The 20533-nt window shown below is 38.0% G+C and carries 20 protein-coding genes; all 20 read left to right on the top strand.

Annotated elements, in window-relative coordinates; translation table 11 throughout:
* The first annotated feature begins 22 nt into the window (after window positions 1-22).
* The 20 genes from AC1Q6O_RS01360 to wecB all read left to right on the top strand — a co-directional run bounded on the left by AC1Q6O_RS01360 (window position 23) and on the right by wecB (window position 20360).
* The gene (locus tag AC1Q6O_RS01360; protein ID WP_342550729.1) at window positions 23-1747 is read left to right on the top strand and encodes an ABC transporter ATP-binding protein; all 1725 of its coding nucleotides are present in this window, start codon (window positions 23-25) and stop codon (window positions 1745-1747) included.
* A 41-nt stretch (window positions 1748-1788) separates the two neighbouring features.
* Window positions 1789-2583 (top strand): ABC transporter ATP-binding protein, encoded by a 795-nt coding sequence (locus AC1Q6O_RS01365; protein ID WP_239354147.1) that lies wholly within the window; start codon window positions 1789-1791, stop codon window positions 2581-2583.
* Between the two features lie 46 nt (window positions 2584-2629).
* Complete coding sequence (locus AC1Q6O_RS01370) at window positions 2630-3682, top strand: FecCD family ABC transporter permease (protein ID WP_107921620.1); 1053 nt, start codon at window positions 2630-2632, stop codon at window positions 3680-3682.
* Window positions 3679-4713, top strand: a complete 1035-nt coding sequence (locus tag AC1Q6O_RS01375) for a FecCD family ABC transporter permease (RefSeq protein WP_089986943.1) — start codon at window positions 3679-3681, stop codon at window positions 4711-4713. Before AC1Q6O_RS01370 ends, AC1Q6O_RS01375 begins: the two co-directional genes overlap by 4 nt.
* A gap of 92 nt (window positions 4714-4805) precedes the next feature.
* A complete protein-coding gene (locus AC1Q6O_RS01380) occupies window positions 4806-5855 on the top strand; it encodes an NAD(P)/FAD-dependent oxidoreductase (RefSeq protein WP_090002943.1) in 1050 nt (349 codons plus the stop codon).
* A 182-nt stretch (window positions 5856-6037) separates the two neighbouring features.
* Window positions 6038-6241: a 50S ribosomal protein L31 gene (rpmE, locus tag AC1Q6O_RS01385; RefSeq protein ID WP_004269457.1), complete on the top strand. Its 204-nt coding sequence runs from the start codon at window positions 6038-6040 to the stop codon at window positions 6239-6241.
* Window positions 6242-6357: 116 nt separating this feature from the next.
* Window positions 6358-6930 carry a thymidine kinase gene (locus AC1Q6O_RS01390; protein ID WP_025114779.1) on the top strand — a complete coding sequence of 191 codons (573 nt, stop codon included), beginning with the start codon at window positions 6358-6360 and terminating at the stop codon, window positions 6928-6930.
* A gap of 170 nt (window positions 6931-7100) precedes the next feature.
* A complete protein-coding gene (gene prfA, locus AC1Q6O_RS01395) occupies window positions 7101-8177 on the top strand; it encodes a peptide chain release factor 1 (protein ID WP_008180577.1) in 1077 nt (358 codons plus the stop codon).
* Complete coding sequence (gene prmC, locus AC1Q6O_RS01400; RefSeq protein WP_239354150.1) at window positions 8164-9024, top strand: peptide chain release factor N(5)-glutamine methyltransferase; 861 nt, start codon at window positions 8164-8166, stop codon at window positions 9022-9024. The genes prfA and prmC overlap by 14 nt, the downstream gene beginning before the upstream one ends.
* A gap of 44 nt (window positions 9025-9068) precedes the next feature.
* Window positions 9069-9659, top strand: coding sequence for a stage II sporulation protein R (locus AC1Q6O_RS01405; protein WP_008180573.1), 591 nt, complete (start codon window positions 9069-9071; stop codon window positions 9657-9659).
* Window positions 9660-9760: 101 nt separating this feature from the next.
* A complete protein-coding gene (locus AC1Q6O_RS01410; protein ID WP_239354152.1) occupies window positions 9761-10795 on the top strand; it encodes an L-threonylcarbamoyladenylate synthase in 1035 nt (344 codons plus the stop codon).
* 164 nt (window positions 10796-10959) lie between these two features.
* A complete protein-coding gene (locus AC1Q6O_RS01415; RefSeq protein ID WP_090002946.1) occupies window positions 10960-11457 on the top strand; it encodes a manganese efflux pump MntP in 498 nt (165 codons plus the stop codon).
* A gap of 27 nt (window positions 11458-11484) precedes the next feature.
* Window positions 11485-11919 (top strand): low molecular weight protein arginine phosphatase, encoded by a 435-nt coding sequence (locus AC1Q6O_RS01420; RefSeq protein ID WP_090002947.1) that lies wholly within the window; start codon window positions 11485-11487, stop codon window positions 11917-11919.
* A 14-nt stretch (window positions 11920-11933) separates the two neighbouring features.
* Window positions 11934-13217, top strand: coding sequence for a methyl-accepting chemotaxis protein (locus AC1Q6O_RS01425; RefSeq protein ID WP_036123044.1), 1284 nt, complete (start codon window positions 11934-11936; stop codon window positions 13215-13217).
* A gap of 339 nt (window positions 13218-13556) precedes the next feature.
* Window positions 13557-13994, top strand: coding sequence for a ribose 5-phosphate isomerase B (gene rpiB / locus AC1Q6O_RS01430; RefSeq protein WP_008180565.1), 438 nt, complete (start codon window positions 13557-13559; stop codon window positions 13992-13994).
* A gap of 85 nt (window positions 13995-14079) precedes the next feature.
* Window positions 14080-14622, top strand: a complete 543-nt coding sequence (locus tag AC1Q6O_RS01435; RefSeq protein ID WP_239354153.1) for a TIGR01440 family protein — start codon at window positions 14080-14082, stop codon at window positions 14620-14622.
* A gap of 28 nt (window positions 14623-14650) precedes the next feature.
* Window positions 14651-15892, top strand: a complete 1242-nt coding sequence (gene glyA / locus AC1Q6O_RS01440; protein WP_008180561.1) for a serine hydroxymethyltransferase — start codon at window positions 14651-14653, stop codon at window positions 15890-15892.
* 269 nt (window positions 15893-16161) lie between these two features.
* Window positions 16162-18318, top strand: coding sequence for a bifunctional diguanylate cyclase/phosphodiesterase (locus AC1Q6O_RS01445; protein WP_090002948.1), 2157 nt, complete (start codon window positions 16162-16164; stop codon window positions 18316-18318).
* Window positions 18319-18442: 124 nt separating this feature from the next.
* Window positions 18443-19072, top strand: coding sequence for a uracil phosphoribosyltransferase (upp, locus tag AC1Q6O_RS01450; RefSeq protein WP_008180557.1), 630 nt, complete (start codon window positions 18443-18445; stop codon window positions 19070-19072).
* A gap of 166 nt (window positions 19073-19238) precedes the next feature.
* Complete coding sequence (gene wecB / locus AC1Q6O_RS01455; RefSeq protein WP_043990740.1) at window positions 19239-20360, top strand: non-hydrolyzing UDP-N-acetylglucosamine 2-epimerase; 1122 nt, start codon at window positions 19239-19241, stop codon at window positions 20358-20360.
* The last annotated feature ends 173 nt before the right edge of the window (window positions 20361-20533 follow it).

A 20533-nucleotide genomic window follows, 5' to 3' on the forward strand; every position in this document is an offset into this window, starting at 1 on the left:
ATTGCAATAGGAGGCTACAACCATGTTATTACAGCGATTTTTCTCATATTACAAACCATATAAACGCTTATTTATTTTAGATTTTAGCTGCGCCATTTTAGTAGCATTAATCGAATTAGCGTTTCCACTTGTTTTAAATAAAGTAATTGATGATATTTTGCCAGATGGCGAACTAAAGTGGATTATTATGGCGAGTTTATTGTTATTTGTCTTATATATTTTTAACTCCATTCTCCATTTCATCGTGTCGTATTGGGGACATATGCTAGGGATTAATATTGAAACGGATATGAGAAAGGAATCCTTTAGCCATGTACAAAAACTTTCTTTTAGATATTTTGATAATAATAAAACGGGACATCTTGTTTCCCGATTAACGAACGATTTAATGGATATCGGTGAGCTTGCCCACCACGGTCCTGAAGATATTTTTATTGCAGCAATGACCATTATAGGGACATTTGGTGTGATGTTCTACATAAATCCAACCTTTACAATTCTTATTTTCCTACTTGTGCCGATCATCCTAGTTCTGACGATTATTTTCGGAAAATTAATGTCAAAAGCATTTCGTCAAATGTTTGGAGATATTGCTGATTTTAATGCTCGCGTTGAAAACAATGTCAGCGGTATTCGTGTTGTACAGGCATTTACAAATGAGGATCATGAAATTAAACGCTTTAAGGTAAACAATGAAAGATTCCGAATGACTAAATTGTTCTCTTATAAGGTCATGGCTTGGAATGAAGCCATTTCAGGTATTCTAACAAAGGTATTGTCATTATTTACATTATTTGTTGGAGCTTATTTTGTGTTAAATGGCGATCTATCTAATGGAGACTTTATCGCATTTATTTTACTTTCAGGGATTCTGCTTGGCCCTATTAATAAAATCAACATGTTTATAGAAAGCTATCCAAAAGGTATGGCAGGATTTAGACGCTATATTGAATTTCTTGAAACAGAGCCTGAGATAGCGGATCGACCAGAAGCGAAAGATATCGATGAAATTGATGGCGAAATCACATTCACGGATGTATCGTTTGGCTACTCAGATGCGAATCGTGCTTTACATCACATTAATTTACAGGTTCGCCCTGGTGAAACAGTTGCACTAGTAGGTCCATCAGGAGCAGGAAAATCTACAATTTGCAGTTTGCTGCCACGTTTTTATGATGTCAATGAAGGCTCCATTAAAATTGATGGTGTGGATATAAGGGATTACAAATTGCAATCATTGCGGGGTCATATTGGGATTGTTCAACAAGATGTCTTTTTATTTGATGGCACTATTCGTGATAATATCGCTTACGGCAATCTGAATGCTAGTGAAGAAGATATTTGGTACGCAGCTCAGCGTGCACAGCTGACCGATGTCATTAAAGCACTCCCAGAGGGAATGGATACATTAATTGGTGAGCGAGGTGTGAAGTTATCAGGAGGTCAAAAACAAAGACTATCCATCGCACGGATTTTCCTGAAAAACCCAAAAATTTTAATACTTGATGAAGCAACATCGGCATTGGACACTGAAACGGAACAAGCTATTCAACAAGCATTAAACGAGCTTTCTATTGGTCGTACGACGTTAGTAATTGCCCATCGATTAGCAACAATTAAGGATGCAGATAGAATTGTTGTTGTATCGAAAAAAGGCATTATTGAAGAAGGAACACATGAGCAATTAATGGAACGAAAACATGCTTATTATGGGTTGTATACAGCTCAATTTGGTCTACAAATATAAGTTTGGTTCAAAGCACTCTCAAAAATGAAAGGAAGTTAATTATGTCAGTACTAGAAATAGATCGTGTGGCGATTGGTTATTCCTCGACGCTCATAGTCAATGATTTAAGCGTGGAAATTCCAAAAGGGCAGATTTCCACAATTATCGGTCCAAATGGTTGTGGGAAATCTACTTTATTAAAGGCAGTAGCCCGTGTACTTCAGACTCAAAATGGGGCGGTTTATTTAGATGGTAAAGCAATTCACCAATTGAAGACCAAGGAAGTAGCCAAAAGAATGGCTATTTTACCCCAAACGGCAACAGCTCCAGGAGGCTTAACTGTTTTTGAGCTAGTATCATATGGTCGCTTTCCTCACCAAGTGGGGTTTGGTACATTGCGCAAGGAAGACTATGAGTATATCCATTGGGCTATTGATGTGACGGGATTAAGGGAATTTAGTGATCGACCAATTGAAGCATTGTCAGGTGGCCAACGTCAAAGGGTTTGGATTGCCATGGCATTAGCACAAGGCACTGATATTCTAGTACTGGATGAACCAACCACATATTTAGATTTAGCCCATCAGCTAGATATTTTATTGCTTTTACAAAAGTTAAATAAAGAAGAAGGTCGAACAATAATCATGGTATTACATGATTTGAATCATGCATCACGCTTCTCCCACTTTATCATGGCCATGAGAGACGGGAATTTAATAGTGGATGGAAGTCCAGAAGAAGTGATGACAAAGGAAAATTTACAAAGAGTGTTCAATATTGATGCTGAAATGGCTGTTTGTCCATATAGTAAAAATCCAATCTGCCTATCCTATCAGCTATACGATATGAAGAAATAAAATCTAGTCTGTATGTTTATTGGGAAGTTTATAAGGAGGAAATAAAATGACTACGTCGACAGGAGTAGGAGAGCTCAACGATTTAGAGGAGCTACAGAAACGATCTCATCCGATCCGTGGAGTAGTAGCTTTAATTGTAGGAGTAATTGGATTAATTTTAGCTATTGGCTTATCGATCTCTTTTGGTGCAGCAGATATTTCACTGGGTACTGTTTGGACAGCAGTTACCCATTTTTCACCAGAATTAACTACACATCAAATTATTCATGATATCCGCTTACCGCGAGTACTCGGGGCAGCTCTAGTAGGAGCAAGCTTTGCAGTAGCGGGGGCGATTATGCAAGGTATGACACGTAACCCATTAGCAGATTCAGGATTGTTGGGCTTGAACTCTGGAGCCGCATTTATGTTGGCAGTGTGCTTTGCCTTTTTCCCTGGTATGCCTTATATGTTTTTAATTTTATGGTCCTTTATTGGAGCAGGTCTTGGGGTAGCCATTGTTTATGGTATTGGGTCGCTGTCTAAAGGTGGTTTAACACCTATGCGACTTGTTTTGGCTGGTGCGGCTGTTAGTGCATTGCTTGGAGCGCTAGGAGAAGGGATTGCTCTTTATTACCGTATTGGTCAAGACCTTGCCTTTTGGTATGCGGGCGGTGTTTCGGGAACAAAATGGAGCCATCTACAAATATTATCACCTTGGATACTTATTGCGATGATAGGAGCTCTTATTTTATCACGTTCAATCACTGTACTGAGCTTAGGGGAGGAAATTGCTGTTGGGCTCGGACAACGTACGGGTGTTGTAAAAGTATGGGGAATGATCATTGTGTTAATTTTAGCGGGTGCGGCAGTTTCTGTTGTAGGAGCAGTTGGTTTTGTAGGCTTAATAATTCCCCATTTAACGAGATACATAGTTGGTCATGATTATCGCTGGATTATCGTTTGTTCGTTAGTATATGGAGCGTTGCTCGTGGTGTTAGCTGATTTAGTAGCACGCATTATCAATCCTCCTTATGAAACGCCGATTGGTGCTTTAATTGCCTTTATTGGTGTTCCTTTCTTCCTGTATTTAGCACGTAAAGGAGGGAAAGAGCTATGAGTAACAGCTATTTAACGCCAAGTCAGCAGAAGACAAAAAAGAAAAATTTTATCATTATTGCTACATTGCTTGTGTTAATCTTCATTACCTTTGTGATTAGTATGAATACTGGGGTGATTAAGCTAACACCAATGGAGGTTTTTAAGACTCTTTTTGGACAAGGAGATGCACAGCAACAATTAATCCTATTTGAATTTAGGCTTCCACGAATCGTGATAGCTGTATTAGTGGGAATGGGTTTAGCTATTTCAGGTGCTATTTTACAAGGTGTTTCTAAAAATGCTTTAGCAGACCCAGGTATTTTAGGGATTAATGCGGGTGCTGGTCTTGCAGTTATGCTGTATATTTCATTTTTTCCAACAACGAAGGCGGCACCTGTCTATTTACTGCCAGTACTTGCCTTTATAGGAGCAGGCTTAACGGCAATTCTGATTTATTCACTTTCTTATAAACGACATGAAGGTATTACACCCATGCGTTTAATTTTAACAGGGGTAGCTGTAGCAGCAGGTATTAGCTCAGCAATGATTGTGCTAACACTACGCCTATCACCTGAAAATTATCAGTTTGTGGCAACATGGCTGGCAGGGAGCATATGGGGTTCGAATTGGAGATTTGTTCTTTCATTATTACCATGGTTAGTGATCTTGTTACCATTTGTTTATGCGAAATCTCGGGTATTAAACATTTTGAATTTAGGCGAATTAACAGCTGTCGGATTAGGGGCCTCGATTGAAAAAGAGCGGCGTTGGTTATTAGCCGCAGCAGTTGGCTTAGCAGGCGCTAGTGTTTCTGTAAGTGGTGGCATTGGCTTCGTAGGGCTCATCGCTCCACATTTAGCTCGCCAACTGGTTGGGGCAAAGCATCAATTTTTACTTCCTGCGGCGGCATTATTAGGGGGTTTTCTCGTATTAATGGCTGATACGATTGGTCGTTCTATACTCGAGCCTTCAGAAATTCCAGCGGGGATCGTCGTTGCCGTTATAGGCGCTCCTTATTTCTTGTATTTATTAGCACGATTAAAGGAATAGATAGTGAAAGTATTTTTGTGAACAATAAAGGTGGGGTAGCCGAGTACCTATCATAATTCTCGGAATTAGCATGAAGGGGATGGAATCTAATAATGGTGAAAGAACTATATGATGTAACGATTGTTGGCGGTGGTCCAGCAGGTCTCTATACAGCCTTTTATAGTGGCATGCGAGATTTAAAAACGAAAATTATCGAGTATAGCTCTCAGCTCGGTGGTCGTATGTTAATTTATCCTGAAAAAATGATTTGGGACGTTGGTGGAGTTACACCTATTTTAGGCGGACAGCTTATCAACCAGCTTGTTGAACAAGCTCAAACTTTTGATCCGACAATTGTTTTAAATCAAAAGATAGAAGGATTAGAAAAACAACCAGATGGAACATTTATATTAACTTCCTCGACGGGTGAAAAGCATTATTCTAAAACAGTGATTTTGGCAGTGGGTTATGGAGTTCTAACGATGCAAAAGCTTGAAATAGAAGGAGCAGATCGCTATGAAGTAACTAATTTACACTACACTGTACAGGAATTAGAGATTTTCCGGGATAAACATGTTTTAATTTCAGGCGGTGGTAATTCAGCCGTCGATTGGGCGAATGAGTTAGAGCCAATTGCAGCGAGTGTTACGATCGTTCATCGTCGAGAGGACTTCGGGGGTCATGAAAAGAACGTTTTACGGATGAAGGAATCCTCCGTATGTGTAAAAACGCCATATGAAGTAGTGCAATTACATAGTGATGGAGATTTAATCCAGTCTGTATCGATTATGAATAAAGAGACGGAAGAGATAGAGCGAGTTGAAGTAGATGCCGTTATTGTGAACCATGGCTTAAAATGTGATTATGGTGCACTAGAAGAATGGGGATTACATATAGAAGATGGCGTAGCACTCGTCAATGAAAAGAGAGAAACTAATATAGAAGGAATCTATGGGGCGGGTGATTTTATTGATCATCCAAGTAAAGTTAGGCTAATAGCAGGTGCCTTTACAGATGGCGTATTAGCGTTAAATAGTGCAAAACTATTAATAGAACCTGATGCACCAAAAGTTGCTTATGTTTCTTCCCATAATATCCGTTTCAAAGAGCGAAATGAAAAAATAGGGTTACAAGATAATGATTATCGTGAGGTTCGTGGATAAAAACTATTGAAATCTTTCTTTTGATATTTTTTTCTTGAAAATAATAAAACGCCTATGCTATACTTCATAAGTATGCAACGTGTACATATATAGCTGATGGTTTCACTCATATTCGGGCTATGTAAGGTACAGTTCGATAATACTCTGTTCCAGATGGTTCAGGGCGAGAGGAGAAAACGAATATGAAACAAGGAATTCATCCAGACTACAAAGAAGCAACAGTAACTTGCTCTTGTGGGAACACTTTCAAAACTGGTTCAGTAAAAGAAAACATCGTTGTCGAGTTCTGCAACGAATGTCACCCATTCTATACTGGCCGTCAAAAATTCGCGTCTGCTGATGGTCGCGTGGATCGTTTCAACAAAAAATACGGTCTTAAAAACTAATGTTAGTTTAATACCTGCCAAGCATGTGCTTGGCAGGTATTTTTTTCAGTAAATATGACACGTTGATGCAAGTCTTTTCAAAATACAGATCGACCAAAAGAAAGGGAGAAGACAGTATGGCGCAGCTATATTTTAAACATGGTGCAATGAATAGTGGAAAATCAATAGAGATTTTAAAAGTTGCCCATAATTATGAAGAACAACAGAAACCTGTAATGATGTTTACATCAGGATTAGATACACGTGATGAGGTTGGTTTTGTTTCCAGTCGAGTAGGTCTAAGACAGCAAGCCATCCCTGTTTATGAAGATACAAATATTTTTGAACTTGTGCGAAACAATTCGGTTAAACCATATTGTGTACTTGTGGATGAAGTTCAATTTTTAAAAAAAGCGCATGTTTTACAACTAGCTAACATTGTGGATGAATTAGATATTCCAGTCATGGGCTTTGGCTTAAAAAATGATTTTCAAAATGAACTGTTTGAAGGCAGCCAATACATGCTTACATATGCAGATAAAATTGAAGAAATGAAAACCATTTGTTGGTTCTGCCATAAAAAAGCAACGATGAATTTACGAGTAGATGGAAATGGACAGCCTGTATATACAGGAGATCAAATTCAAATTGGTGGAAATGATTCCTATTATCCAGTATGCCGAAAATGTCATGCTCATCCTTCGCTATAATGGAAGGTCACAGTATGAAGCACTAAGAAAAAGTGGCGTATATGCGAAAAGTTTTTTATACTAAGTAGTGGACATACACATTGTAAATAACCATTATGCTTTAGCATAATTTTAATGGAGAGCTCTTGGTAAATAGGAGCAATTTAAGAAACTAAATAGAGGTGAAATCCATGTTTGATCGATTACAGGCAGTGGAGGATCGCTATGAAAGGCTGACAGAGCTTTTAAGCGACCCGGATATTGTTAATGATAGTAAGAAATTACGTGAATATTCGAAGGAACAGTCAGATATCCAAGAAACTGTGGATTCGTATCGTGAATATAAAAATGTCAAAGAGCAATTAGTAGATACACGTGAAATGTTAGATAGCGAAAAAGATCCTGATATGCATGAAATGGTAAAGGAAGAATTTAACCTATTAAAAGCACAGCAGGAAGAACTTGAGGAACGTTTACGTATTTTATTAATTCCCAAAGATCCTAATGATAATAAGAACGTTATTATGGAAATTCGTGGAGCGGCTGGTGGAGACGAGGCAAATATTTTTGCTGGTGATTTATTCCGCATGTATTCTCGTTATGCAGAAACACAAGGCTGGAAAATTGATATTATGGAAGCCACTCCAAACCCAATGGGCGGCTATAAAGAAGTGATCTTTATGATTAACGGTCAAGGTGCTTATTCAAAGTTCAAATTTGAAAATGGTGCACACCGTGTACAACGTGTACCAGCTACCGAATCACAAGGACGTATCCATACATCAACAGCAACAGTAGCATGTTTACCTGAGGTAGAGGAAGTAGACGTTGAAATTCATGAAAAAGACATTCGTGTAGACACATTTGCATCTTCTGGTGCGGGTGGTCAATCCGTAAATACAACGATGTCTGCGGTTCGTATGACCCATTTACCAACGGGTGTTGTAGTTTCCATGCAGGATGAGCGTTCTCAAATTAAAAACCGTGAAAAGGCAATGAAAATTTTACGCGCTCGTGTAGCTGATATGTATATGCAAGAAGCGCAAAAAGAGATCGATGCCACACGTAAGTCAGCTGTGGGTTCTGGTGATCGTTCAGAGCGAATTCGCACATACAATTATCCACAAAACCGTGTAACAGACCACCGTATTGGGTTAACGATTCAAAAGCTAGATCAAATCGTCGAAGGTAGATTGGACGAAATTATCGATACGCTTATTTTAGAAGAACAAGCATCGAAGTTAGAGCGCTTAAATGATGACTTATAAAAATGTGATGGAGGCCCTTGAGTGGGCTTCTTCTTTTTTAGTGGATAATGGTCGGGAGCAAACTGCGGCACGTATTGTTATGCAGCATATACTTGGTACAAGTTATTCAGAGGTTATGCTACATTTACAGGATAAATTAACAGAAGAACAGCAAGTAAAATTTAAAGCTCTTATAGAAGAACATGTCAATGGTCGCCCAGTTCAGTATTGTGTGGGAAGTGAGGAGTTTTATGGTCGTTCATTTATCGTCAATGAATCAGTTTTAATTCCTCGACCAGAAACGGAAGAACTAATTCTTGGCACTATTAATCGTATGACTAAACTATTTCAACATCAAGCATTGAAGGTAGCTGATATAGGTACGGGTAGTGGGGCTATTGCCATTTCAATGAAGCTGGAATGTCCTGCGTTATCGGTCGTAGCAACTGATTTATCCGAGGATGCATTAGCGACAGCACAAAAAAATGCACAGAGATTAGAGGCTGATATTGATTTTAGGTTGGGAGATTTAACTGCTCCGCTCGCGGGTGAAAAATTTGATATTATTTTATCGAATCCTCCATATATCGCGTTTGATGAGGCTGAGGCTATGTCAGATGTTGTACTAAAGCATGAGCCCCATAGCGCACTATTTGCGGAGGAAGATGGTCTTATTTTATATCGACAATTAGCAGAGCAATTGCCAATGTATATGAATAAACCTGCATTAATTGGATTAGAAATCGGTTATACACAAGGTGAAAAAGTAGCAAAATTCTTTCAAGATAGTTTTCCACAGGCTACGATTTCGATAGAAAAAGATATTAATGGGAAACCGCGAATGATTTTTTGTGAGATTCATGTATAAAGTGTCTTCATCTTGCCAACAATGTTGAGCAAGGAGGGATTTATATGTTAAATGAATACAAGTTTATTAGATTACCTAAACAAAATATTTTTCTAGCGTTTGCTAGATTAGTAGTAGTGGCCATTGCCTTACAGCTATGTGTGTTATATATTCCATCATTAGTAGGTTTTGCAAAAGAGGCTACTAATCAAGAACAAGAAAACGATTTTAGAATTCGTGTAATTGCTAACAGCAATACAGCACAAGATCAATATGAGAAAGAGCAGCTTGTGGAAGAATTAAAGCCCTATTTTATGCAAGTAGTAACTGCAGGAGTTGCGGGGAATGAGCAAACTCAAACATTAAAGCAACAAATTGAAACAGAATTAAGCGAAAACTATCCACAGATTGATACACAGGTAGTGGTTGGGGATAACTTATTTCCGCCTAAAAGACAGGGAGCGGTATTATATCCACAAAATGTGTATCACTCCATTGTAGTTAAAATTGGTGATGCGCGTGGCGATAACTGGTGGTGCAGTATATTCCCATCCATTTGCGAGCCTGAAAAAGAAGAAGTAAAAGCAGAAGAGCCAGAAGAGGAAGAGCAAGTAACATTCTTTATTTGGGAATGGGTGAAAGGGCTTTTTGCATGAATTGTTCACAAATTCAGATAACTTATGCACATTTTTTAAGAAGTTATAAACAATATGTGGATAATTCAGTAAGAATCAATAAGTGAAGGTAGGTTTTAATCATGGAAACCGTTTGCAAGGTTGTGGACAGTAATGTGAATAGTCAAATTAATTATACACAAGCTGTGGATATCTTAAATGCGGGAGAGGTAGTAGCATTTCCGACAGAAACGGTTTATGGGCTAGGAGCTGTTGCAACAAATGATGTGGCAGTGAAGAAGATATTTGAAGCGAAGGGCCGCCCTTCAGATAACCCTTTAATTGTTCATGTTGGTACAAAAGAGGAAGTAACGAATTATATAGAACATATTTCTGAAATTGCCAAGCAATGCATGGATTTATTTTGGCCAGGACCGTTAACGCTTGTGATGCCTGCTAAACCAAATGTGCTGGCTCATAGTGTAACGGCTGGATTATCGACTGTGGGTATTCGGATGCCAGATCATCCAGTAGCACTTGCCTTATTACAGCAGCTTCAAAAACCGCTTGCTGCGCCAAGTGCTAATCGTAGTGGTAAGCCGAGTCCAACGGAAGCTATCCATGTTTTAGATGATTTGGGAGGGTACATACCTTATATTTTAGATGGAGGTTCCACAGGTATTGGGCTAGAGTCCACTGTATTAGATGTGACACATGAGCCTCCAGTGATTTTACGTCCAGGTGGCATTACGAAGGAGATGCTTGAAGCTAAAATTGGTCCGGTTATTCAACCAACTAAAATAGAGCAGAAACTAGAAGAGACTCCAAAGGCTCCGGGCATGAAATATACACATTATGCACCAAATGCACCGGTATATTTAATTAATTGTCATGATGGGGAAGTAAGCGAAGCTGTTCAACAATTACAGCAGCAAGGACATGCCGTAGCACTTCTTGCACCTGAAAATTTCCAACATAGTAAAGCTGATTTTTACTTTTCAGTAGGTGCAGAGGGAAGTAAAGAAGAAATGGGTGCTTCATTATACCATGCACTTAGAGCATGTGATAAAACAACAGCTACCGTTATTTTAGCTACGACGACTTCGGCGGAAGGCGTAGGGGCAGCTATTATGAATAGACTTGAAAAGGCCTCTGGTGGCAAATGGTATTCATTGTAAATAAAGTTGAGTGACAAAAGACATTGAAAATTCACATGTCTTTTGTCTTTTTTTATGTGCATGGATCATATTTATAAAAAGGAAAATCTTATGTGGACAAATATGATAATAATGTATTTTCGAGCATAAAATGATAAAATATTAGGGAGAGAAGGAGTGCATTCTTGCAGGGAATTCTTGCAGGTATATTAACGTCTGTTGATGTTATTGGTCTATATGTATTGCTGCCGAATGTTAGATATCGCTTATTTTTATCATTATGGACGGCTGCGTTGCATATGATTTTTCCTTTATTGGGATTTGAATTAGGAAACTATTTAGTTCGTTTTCTATTAGAATGGGGACAATGGATATCGAGTATTTTGTTATTTTGCATTGGCGTGCATTTACTATTATTCTCTCATCGGGATGAAAAAGTTACAATTTCCCCCGTACTTTTAGCCGTGACTGCAAGCCTAGATACCTTTTCAGTTAGTGTTTCTTTTGGTATGCTAAACTTAGAAAAAACAATTTTTATTATGAGTGCAGGCTTGAGTGCCTTGATATGCGCCTATGGGTCATTAGTCATTGCACGTAGGAGCCAAGTCTTTTTTGGGAATAAAATTCAAATCGTTGCTGGCATTATTTTTATTATCATGAGTATCCTAGCTATTCGGCAATAATTCATATAAAAATGGAGAGTGATAAGTGTGAAAATATTATTTGTTTGTACAGGCAATACTTGTCGCAGTCCAATGGCAGAAGTCATATTAAAACATAAACAAATAGACAATTTAGAAGTACGTTCTGCAGGTATTTATGCTATGCCTAATGCCCAAATGTCAGCACATGCGCAACAAGTGTTAAATGATGCCGGAATGTCTCATCAGCATTCTGCAACACAATTATCCATGGTAGAAATAGACTGGGCAGATTTAGTCCTAACGATGACTACCGCTCACAAAGACACTGTTATTTCAAGTTTCCCAGGAACTGATCATAAAGTATTTACATTGAAAGAGTATACGAATGAAGGCAGCCTGGAGAATGTAGTCGATCCTTACGGTGGTAATAGAGCAATATACGAAGCAACATTTGCGGAATTACATGAATTGGTTGATCAATTAATACAAAAACTACAATAGAATTGAGGAGCCCTATGAAAAAACAATTTGGTTTACGACTTAAATTGGTGTTATTTGTGAGCGTGCTAGCATTAATTACTTACAGTATCAGTTTTATATTTATTGAATATTTACAACCGACCTTCTTCCCGAGTATTAATGGAAAAGTGTTTCAAGTGGTGACTTATGCATTAGGAATCACATGGTCAGGCATATTGGCTGCCATTTTTAGCGTAATTTTAATTAAACCTTTACAACAACTTGAGCATTCCGCAACTCTAGTAGCAGAGGGGAAAATTGGACAGGATGTTCAAATGCCTAAAACAAACGATGAGATACGTTCGGTTGCAGAGGCATTCCAACAAATGGTGCTAAATTTACGTCAAATGGTCGAAAGTATCGATCAAAATTTCCAACAGACCAATCAATCGATCATTCAGCTCTCAGATGAAGCGGGAGTCGCTACTCGAAAAGCAGAAGGCATTGCGTCAACCGTTAAGCATATTTCGGCAGGAGCTGAAGCATCTGCGACAGCTGTACAAGATACCGCTGAGGCAATTGAGGATGTACGAGCTCTTGCGACAGAAGTAAATAGTAGAGCAGAAGCATCTGCATCACAATCTACAGAGATATTACATAATTTATCGACAACAACCAATGCAATCGAAACATTAGTTAATAGTATTCAGCAAATAGCTACGGGTAACAATGAGGCCTTAAAAAGCATTCATGCTTTAGAAGAAAATGCGGGTCAAGTTGAGCGCATTATAGGCTTAGTTGGTGATATTGCGGCACAAACAAATTTACTAGCTTTAAATGCATCTATTGAAGCAGCTCGTGCAGGAGAACATGGAAAAGGCTTCGCTGTAGTTGCGGAGGAAGTTCGTGGTTTAGCAGATGAAAGTGCAAAAGCTGTCCAAGGGATTACTGCTTTGATCCAGTCTATGCAGCAAAATGTTGAGGTCGTAGTTAAACAAATGAATGAACAGGTAGCCTTTGCAACGAAGGAAGCAGATCGAGTATCTGAAACAACGACAGCTGTAGAAGGTATGTCATCTAATGTACATGAAATGGCAACAGCAATTGTAGAGATATCTTCACTAATTGAACAGCAAATGCACAATATTGAGACAACTGCTCGTCAATCACAAGAAGTGGCTGCAATTGCAGAAGAAACATCAGCAGGTGCACAAGAAGTTCGTAGTGCGGCTGAAGAGCAAGCCTATGCTATTGAACAGGTAGAGCACCTAGCACAAAGTTTAAAAAAGCAATCAGAAGCTTTGCATAAAGTGATTCAACAATTTGATCGACAGGCTTAGTCCTGAAAGGCTGTTTATAAATGCGATGAAAAATCGGATTTATAGACAGTTTTTTTATTTTTGGAAGAAATAGTGATATAGTTTGTCCACTGTATATAAAATGTGAAAAAAACTTTAGTAGATAGAATATTACAACAAAAGACCGTTATCCGAATTTATTAACATGATATTCACACTATCCACAGAAAAAACAACTTAAAAGTGAATGATTTTTAGCTTGTTAACAATAAATGTTCGTCTTTTAGGAGAAATCAGCATAAAAATACAAGAAAAATCGTGTTATTCTTCAGAAAGAAGTGGTACACTAAGGTTGACTATAATTCGAAAAGAGGGAACCCAGTGAGAATAGCAATTTCTTCTGATCACGGAGGCAACAACCTACGTCGTGAGATCATGCAGCTACTAGATGAGCTTCATATTAGCTACGAAGATTTTGGTCCACAATCTGCGGATTCAGTAGACTATCCGGATTACGCAAAGCCAGTTTCTGATGGTGTAGCAAACGGAAAATTTGATAAAGGCATTTTAATTTGTGGCACGGGAATTGGTATGTCGATTGCTGCAAATAAGGTGAACGGTATTCGTTGTGCGCTAGTACATGATGTATTTAGTGCGAAGGCAACGCGATGCCATAATGACTCTAATGTTTTAGCTATGGGGGAACGTGTTATTGGCCCAGGTCTTGCACGTGAAATTGTCCAAACGTGGCTAGAAACTGAGTTTGAAGGTGGTCGTCATACACGACGCATCGAAAAAATTACTGAACTTGAGCAATAAATGATTGTTATTCCATATATGGCATTCATCAAGGCTGTCATATATGGCATGATTTTAATGGATATAGATGAAGGAGCTGAGCTTAATGGTTGTAAAACAAATACGAACGCATTTGACTCAGTTACTCAGTGAATTTGAAGAGCAGGTAACATTACGACCTCATACTATTTTTGTCGTAGGATGCTCTACATCTGAAGTGATTGGTCAGAAAATTGGCACAGCAGGCGCATTGGAGATAGGGGAAGCGATTTTTGAGCCGTTACAAGAATTTGCAATGAAACACGAGCTACATTTAGCATTTCAAGGCTGTGAGCATATTAATCGTGCTATTACAATGGAGGCATCAACAGCTGAACGGTTTGAATACGATCCAGTGGCGGTAGTTCCAGTACGTACTGCGGGTGGCTCTATGTCCGCATATGCCTATACGCGTTTTGCTAACCCTGTGGTTGTTGAAACCATTCAGGCACATGCAGGTATTGATATTGGACAAACATTAATTGGTATGCATTTGAAAGCAGTAGCTGTCCCAGTTCGCACATCAGTGAAAATGGTGGGAGAAGCAGTGGTGACGATTGCAACAACACGTCCAAAGCTAATTGGCGGGGAACGTGCTGTATATAAATAATAGAGGATACTAGGAGGCTTTTTCTAACATGGCATATGAAAAATTAGCAGTACAAGACAAAGCAGTATTAGAAGGAATTCTTGCAGAAAAAAAACGTCAACAAGCAAATATCGAATTGATTGCATCTGAAAACTTTGTTTCAGAAGCAGTTATGGAAGCTCAAGGTTCTGTACTGACAAATAAATACGCAGAAGGTTATCCAGGTAAACGCTACTATGGTGGCTGTGAACATGTAGACGTAGTTGAAGATATTGCACGTGATCGTGTGAAAGAAATATTCGGAGCAGAATACGCAAACGTGCAACCACACTCTGGTGCGCAAGCGAATATGGCTGTATACCACACAATTTTAGAACCAGGTGACACTGTTCTTGGTATGAACCTTTCACATGGAGGTCACTTAACGCATGGATCTCCTGTAAATTTCTCGGGTATTCTTTATAATTTTGTGGAATATGGTGTAACAAAAGACACACAAGTTATCGATTATGAAGATGTGCGTCAAAAAGCATTAGAGCATAAGCCAAAACTTATTGTTGCGGGTGCTTCTGCATACCCACGTGAAATCGACTTCTCTAAATTCCGTGAAATCGCAGATGAAGTAGGTGCATACTTCATGGTGGATATGGCACATATTGCTGGTCTTGTAGCTGTTGGCGAGCATCAATCTCCAGTGCCGTATGCAGACTTTGTTACATCAACTACACATAAAACATTACGTGGACCACGTGGTGGATTAATTCTTGCTTCAAAAGAATGGGAGCAAAAATTAAACAAATCTGTATTCCCAGGAATTCAGGGTGGACCATTAATGCATGTCATTGCTGCTAAAGCTGTTGCATTTGGCGAAGTGTTACAACCAGAATTTAAAGACTATGCAAAACAAATAAAATTAAATGCAAAAGCTTTAGCTGAAGTACTTATTGAAGAGGGCGTTGAAATTGTATCTGGTGGTACAGATAACCACTTATTACTATTAAACGTTAAATCTCTTGGTCTAACAGGTAAAGTAGCAGAGCATGCATTAGACGAAGTGGGCATTACAACTAACAAAAATACAATCCCTTACGATACGGAGTCTCCATTTGTTACTTCAGGTATTCGTATCGGTACACCAGCCGTTACATCTCGTGGCTTTAAAGAGGAAGATATGAAAGAAGTGGGTGCAATTATTGCAGCTGTTCTTAAAAACCCTGAAGATGAAGCGGTTCAAGCGGACGCAAAAGATCGCGTAAAAGCATTAACAGATAAACATCCATTATACGCTTAATCGCATGTATAGACTGTGTTTAGAGTGAAAATTTCACTTTAAACACAGTTTTTTATTTCAAAACTATAAAATACATATTTTTTTAATTAAGTAGAATAATCCTCTTTATTTTGAATAAATTTACATATAATCAGTAGAGAGCGATATATTATAGTAGGCTGAGGACAGATTGTGTCCAAGAAAAGAAGTTTTTTTTAATAAAAGTGAAAATTTAATTAAATATTATGTACAATGGAAATGGGATGAAGTGATAGAGACGGAGGGGTTGGATGGTCACTAAATCGTTAGATGTAGATAATGATGTTTTATTAAATAGTATTCTTAAATTAGGGGATAATTCTAAGGAAAGCTATGTAATTTTTGATGCAACAAATCATCATATTATAGTAGAGTGTAATGAATCTTTTTGTAACCTTACAAATGCTTCGAGGTCACAAATCCTAAAAACTAATTATTTTGCATGGCTATCAGATGAAAAAATGACAACCATTAAAATGATCAAAGAAAAAATACATAACGGTATCATGGTGCAAGCGAAGCTACATCATAAAGGTATCAATAAACCCCTATTTTGGGCAGAAATACAAGCACTACCATTTCGGAATGATACAAATATTACGCAATATGTGTTGGTCCTTATAAAGGATGTTACGTATTATCATACAGAAGATTTCTTAATGCGTTTAGAAAATGATATGTATAAGGCGATAGAGAGAGATAGCTCTTTTGAGCAAAAGATGCATATTATTTGTCATGGACTTGATGAGTTTTTTATGCCGAATACTTCAAGTATGGTTCTCATCAAAACAGAGAGCAATCTATTACAGGCTTTTACAGATAATTGTCGAAAAAAAGATGTACCGAGATGCTGTGAAAATAATGATTTTTTTACGAAGGTTATGCAATCAGAAACCTCTATTTTCATTGAAAACTTGGATGAGGTACATATTCCAGATGAACATAAACAGTTTGCTGCCTCATCTCACAAACCGTATGGATTATTTATACCTATACGCAATCAACAGCGGCAAGTCATAGGGCTCTTTTCAATATATTATGAGCAAGCACAAAATGACTCCTCATATTTTAAAAGTATGTTTCGTAAAATTGGTGCACTTGTTGCCTTAGCGTTTACGTATGCAAGAACACAAAGAAAAATATGGGATCTAGCCTATACTGACATTACAACAGGTTTACCTAATCGTCATAGCTTTGTGAATTTCCTCGAAAAAGAGGTTGAACGTGGACAAAATGGTTATATCAAAATAGTAAAGCCAAGCGAATTTCATCAAGTGGTTGAATTGTATGGGAGAGAATTTGGCGATGAATTATTAAGGCAGCTCGCCAAACGACTAGAGCAAGACAAACCAGCGGATCGCGAATATATTGCTAGATTTACAAGCTCTAGTCTAATTTTATCCACCATGACTTTCGATGAAAATTTAAATAATTATGAATGGCGTATAAAAGAGACAATTCGACAGCCATTTATAATAGGAGGAAAACAAATCTACATCACGTTAAAAACAGGCATTGCTTCTTTTAATGATGACATAAAGATTAATGATGCAATTCGGTTTGCTGATAATGCGCTCTCCTTTGCTACCGATAAACCAGGTACACATACTGAAATTTTTACGACAGAAAAAAATGACGTTCTTGTACAGCGAATGACTGTTTTAAATCATTTGTCACAGGCAATCAAAAATAAAGAAATTACAGTTCATTTACAGCCAAAAGTAGATTTACGGAATGGAGAGATTCAAAGTATAGAGGCTCTTGCACGCTGGATATCCCCAAAGCTAGGCTTTGTGTCACCAGCAATCTTTATTCCAGTAGCGGAAAGTGCAGGAAAGGTTAGAGAAATTGACGTTTTAGTTTTAGAAACTGTGCTTTCATGGCTGGCAGAGCGGCAAAAGTTAGGAAAGAAATTAGTGAAAATAGCAGTCAATATTTCACCTGATCATTTTTACTATACGCATTTTGTTCAAGATACGCTAAAGCTCGTTCGGCAGTATGGTATAGATCCAAGTAATATTATATTAGAAGTAACAGAAAATATAGGTTTAGTAGATTTCCAATCTGCCTATAAAATTATTCAAGAATTAAAAAGCTATGGTTTCAAAACATCCGTGGATGATTTCGGGACAGGATTTTCTTCATTGAGCTATCTGCAACAATTACCATTCACTGAATTAAAGATTGATCGAAGCTTTATTAATGCGTTAGAGGATCCTGCAACGCTTGCTATTGTACGCTCGATTATACAATTGGCATTAAACTTAGGAATGATTTCTGTGGCAGAGGGAATTGAAACAGAAGAACAGGTTGAAATACTCCGTGCGTTAGGTTGTACAGTTGGACAAGGATTTTTCTATTTTAAACCAATGGCAATAGAAGAGTTAGATTTAATTCTTGATCAATAACTCACTTGGTCCAAAGAAAATATAATAAAAGGAGTTGCCTTAAATTTATTTTTGAGGCGGCTCCTTTTTTCTGTTATACTAGTTGAGATAAAAATGAAATCCGAACGGTTAGGAGAGAATCCCTTTGAGCAAAGTCTATGTATTTGATCATCCACTAATCCAACACAAATTAACTTATATTCGCGACAAGAATACAGGTACAAAAGAATTTCGTGAGCTAGTAGACGAAGTAGCAACACTTATGGCATTTGAAATTACACGTGATATGCCGGTGGAAGAAATTGAAATTGAAACACCTGTAACGATTGCGAAAACAAAAGTACTTTCTGGTAAAAAGCTAGCGATTGTACCGATTCTTCGTGCAGGAATTGGTATGGTAGATGGTGTACTAAAGCTTATCCCAGCCGCAAAAGTTGGACATATTGGTCTTTATCGTGACCCTGAAACATTAAAACCAGTTGAATATTACGCAAAGCTTCCAGCAGATGTGGAAGAACGTGATTTCATTATTGTAGATCCAATGTTAGCAACTGGTGGTTCAGCAGTGGAAGCTATCAACTCATTGAAAAAACGTGGAGCTAAAAACATTAAATTCATGTGCTTAATCGCTGCACCAGAGGGTGTCAAAGCTATTCAAGAAGAACATTCAGATGTAGATATTTACATTGCTGCTTTGGATGAAAAGCTAAACGATCATGGCTATATTGTACCTGGTCTAGGTGATGCCGGAGACCGCCTATTCGGCACAAAATAAAAATGTTGTTATGAATTTCCTCATTTAGGAAACTAATAATTTGTGAAAGCGTCCTTCAAATTTGAAGGGCGTTTCATAGTATGTCTAGGTAAGTACTCCTCATGTTGGACTTCAACTGGTGTGGTGTCCTTTTCATACAATAACAAAAAGGACGGTGCAGATCGTTTTGATGAAAAAATGGAAAGTAATGACAATTTTTGGTACAAGACCAGAAGCAATTAAAATGGCTCCTCTTGTTTTGGAGTTACAAAAGTATCCTGATCAAATAGAATCTATTGTAACAGTAACAGCACAACATCGCCAAATGCTAGATCAAGTACTAGAGACATTTGAAATAACACCGAACTATGATTTAAATATAATGAAAGATCGTCAAACATTAATTGATGTGACGACAAACGCATTGCAAGGTTTAGATAAAGTAATGAAGGAAGCACAGCCGGATATCGTTTTGGTACACGGTGATACAGCAACGACTTTCATTGCAAGCTTGGCGGCGTTTTATAACCAAATCGCAATTGGGCATGTTGAAGCAGGACTGCGAACTTGGAATAAGTATTCACCATACCCGGAGGAAATGAATCGCCAGTTAACAGGTGTAATGGCTGATTTACATTTCGCACCAACAGAAGTATCTAAAAAGAATCTTTTAGATGAAAATAAAAACGCTGATACAATATTTGTAACAGGTAATACGGCTATTGACGCATTAGCTACAACTGTTAGCGAACATTACACGCATCCTGTATTAGACAAAATTGGCGAAGATCGCATGATTTTATTAACGGCACATCGTCGCGAAAATCTTGGTGAACCAATGCGTCACATGTTCAAAGCAATCACTAGAATTTTAGCTGAGCATGATGATGTTCAAGTGGTATATCCGGTCCATATGAATCCTGCTGTAAGAGAAATCGCGAATGAAATTTTAGGTGACAATGAACGAGTACATTTAATAGAGCCTCTTGAAGTATTTGACTTCCATAACTTCGCGGCGAGTTCTTACATGATTTTAACGGACTCAGGTGGCGTCCAAGAAGAGGCACCATCATTAGGGAAGCCAGTTCTTGTCCTAAGAGACACAACAGAGCGCCCAGAAGGAATTGCAGCTGGAACACTAAAGCTAGCAGGAACTGAAGAAGATACAATTTACGCCTTAGCTAAAGAATTGTTAACAGATAAAAAGGCTTATGAGGCGATGGCACAAGCATCAAATCCATATGGTGATGGACATGCATCTAAACGAATTGTAGAAGCGTTGCTAGGTTTTTTACAAAAAACTAATTAATGTACTATAATTAAATTAAAAAATAAGTCTAATGTACCTGTTGAATTGGGTAAGCTAATTTATGAGCATAATTATGTCGTAAATTAGCTTTTTCTATGAGCCAAGAAAATAAGAACATTTGAAACTATGAAATTTCATACACAAATTTGTCAACAATTTGACAAGAGTATATA

The sequence above is a fragment of the Lysinibacillus sp. GW823-FHT06C08 genome, from assembly GCF_058795135.1.

Excerpts from the sequence above, each read along its gene's own strand:
- AC1Q6O_RS01360 (WP_342550729.1), top strand. The coding sequence starts at position 23 with ATGTTATTACAGCGATTTTTCTCATATTACAAACCATATAAACGCTTA.
- AC1Q6O_RS01365 (WP_239354147.1), top strand. The coding sequence starts at position 1,789 with ATGTCAGTACTAGAAATAGATCGTGTGGCGATTGGTTATTCCTCGACG.
- AC1Q6O_RS01370 (WP_107921620.1), top strand. The coding sequence starts at position 2,630 with ATGACTACGTCGACAGGAGTAGGAGAGCTCAACGATTTAGAGGAGCTA.
- AC1Q6O_RS01375 (WP_089986943.1), top strand. The coding sequence starts at position 3,679 with ATGAGTAACAGCTATTTAACGCCAAGTCAGCAGAAGACAAAAAAGAAA.
- AC1Q6O_RS01380 (WP_090002943.1), top strand. The coding sequence starts at position 4,806 with ATGGTGAAAGAACTATATGATGTAACGATTGTTGGCGGTGGTCCAGCA.
- rpmE (WP_004269457.1), top strand. The coding sequence starts at position 6,038 with ATGAAACAAGGAATTCATCCAGACTACAAAGAAGCAACAGTAACTTGC.
- AC1Q6O_RS01390 (WP_025114779.1), top strand. The coding sequence starts at position 6,358 with ATGGCGCAGCTATATTTTAAACATGGTGCAATGAATAGTGGAAAATCA.
- prfA (WP_008180577.1), top strand. The coding sequence starts at position 7,101 with ATGTTTGATCGATTACAGGCAGTGGAGGATCGCTATGAAAGGCTGACA.
- prmC (WP_239354150.1), top strand. The coding sequence starts at position 8,164 with ATGATGACTTATAAAAATGTGATGGAGGCCCTTGAGTGGGCTTCTTCT.
- AC1Q6O_RS01405 (WP_008180573.1), top strand. The coding sequence starts at position 9,069 with ATGTTAAATGAATACAAGTTTATTAGATTACCTAAACAAAATATTTTT.
- AC1Q6O_RS01410 (WP_239354152.1), top strand. The coding sequence starts at position 9,761 with ATGGAAACCGTTTGCAAGGTTGTGGACAGTAATGTGAATAGTCAAATT.
- AC1Q6O_RS01425 (WP_036123044.1), top strand. The coding sequence starts at position 11,934 with ATGAAAAAACAATTTGGTTTACGACTTAAATTGGTGTTATTTGTGAGC.
- AC1Q6O_RS01435 (WP_239354153.1), top strand. The coding sequence starts at position 14,080 with ATGGTTGTAAAACAAATACGAACGCATTTGACTCAGTTACTCAGTGAA.
- glyA (WP_008180561.1), top strand. The coding sequence starts at position 14,651 with ATGGCATATGAAAAATTAGCAGTACAAGACAAAGCAGTATTAGAAGGA.
- AC1Q6O_RS01445 (WP_090002948.1), top strand. The coding sequence starts at position 16,162 with ATGGTCACTAAATCGTTAGATGTAGATAATGATGTTTTATTAAATAGT.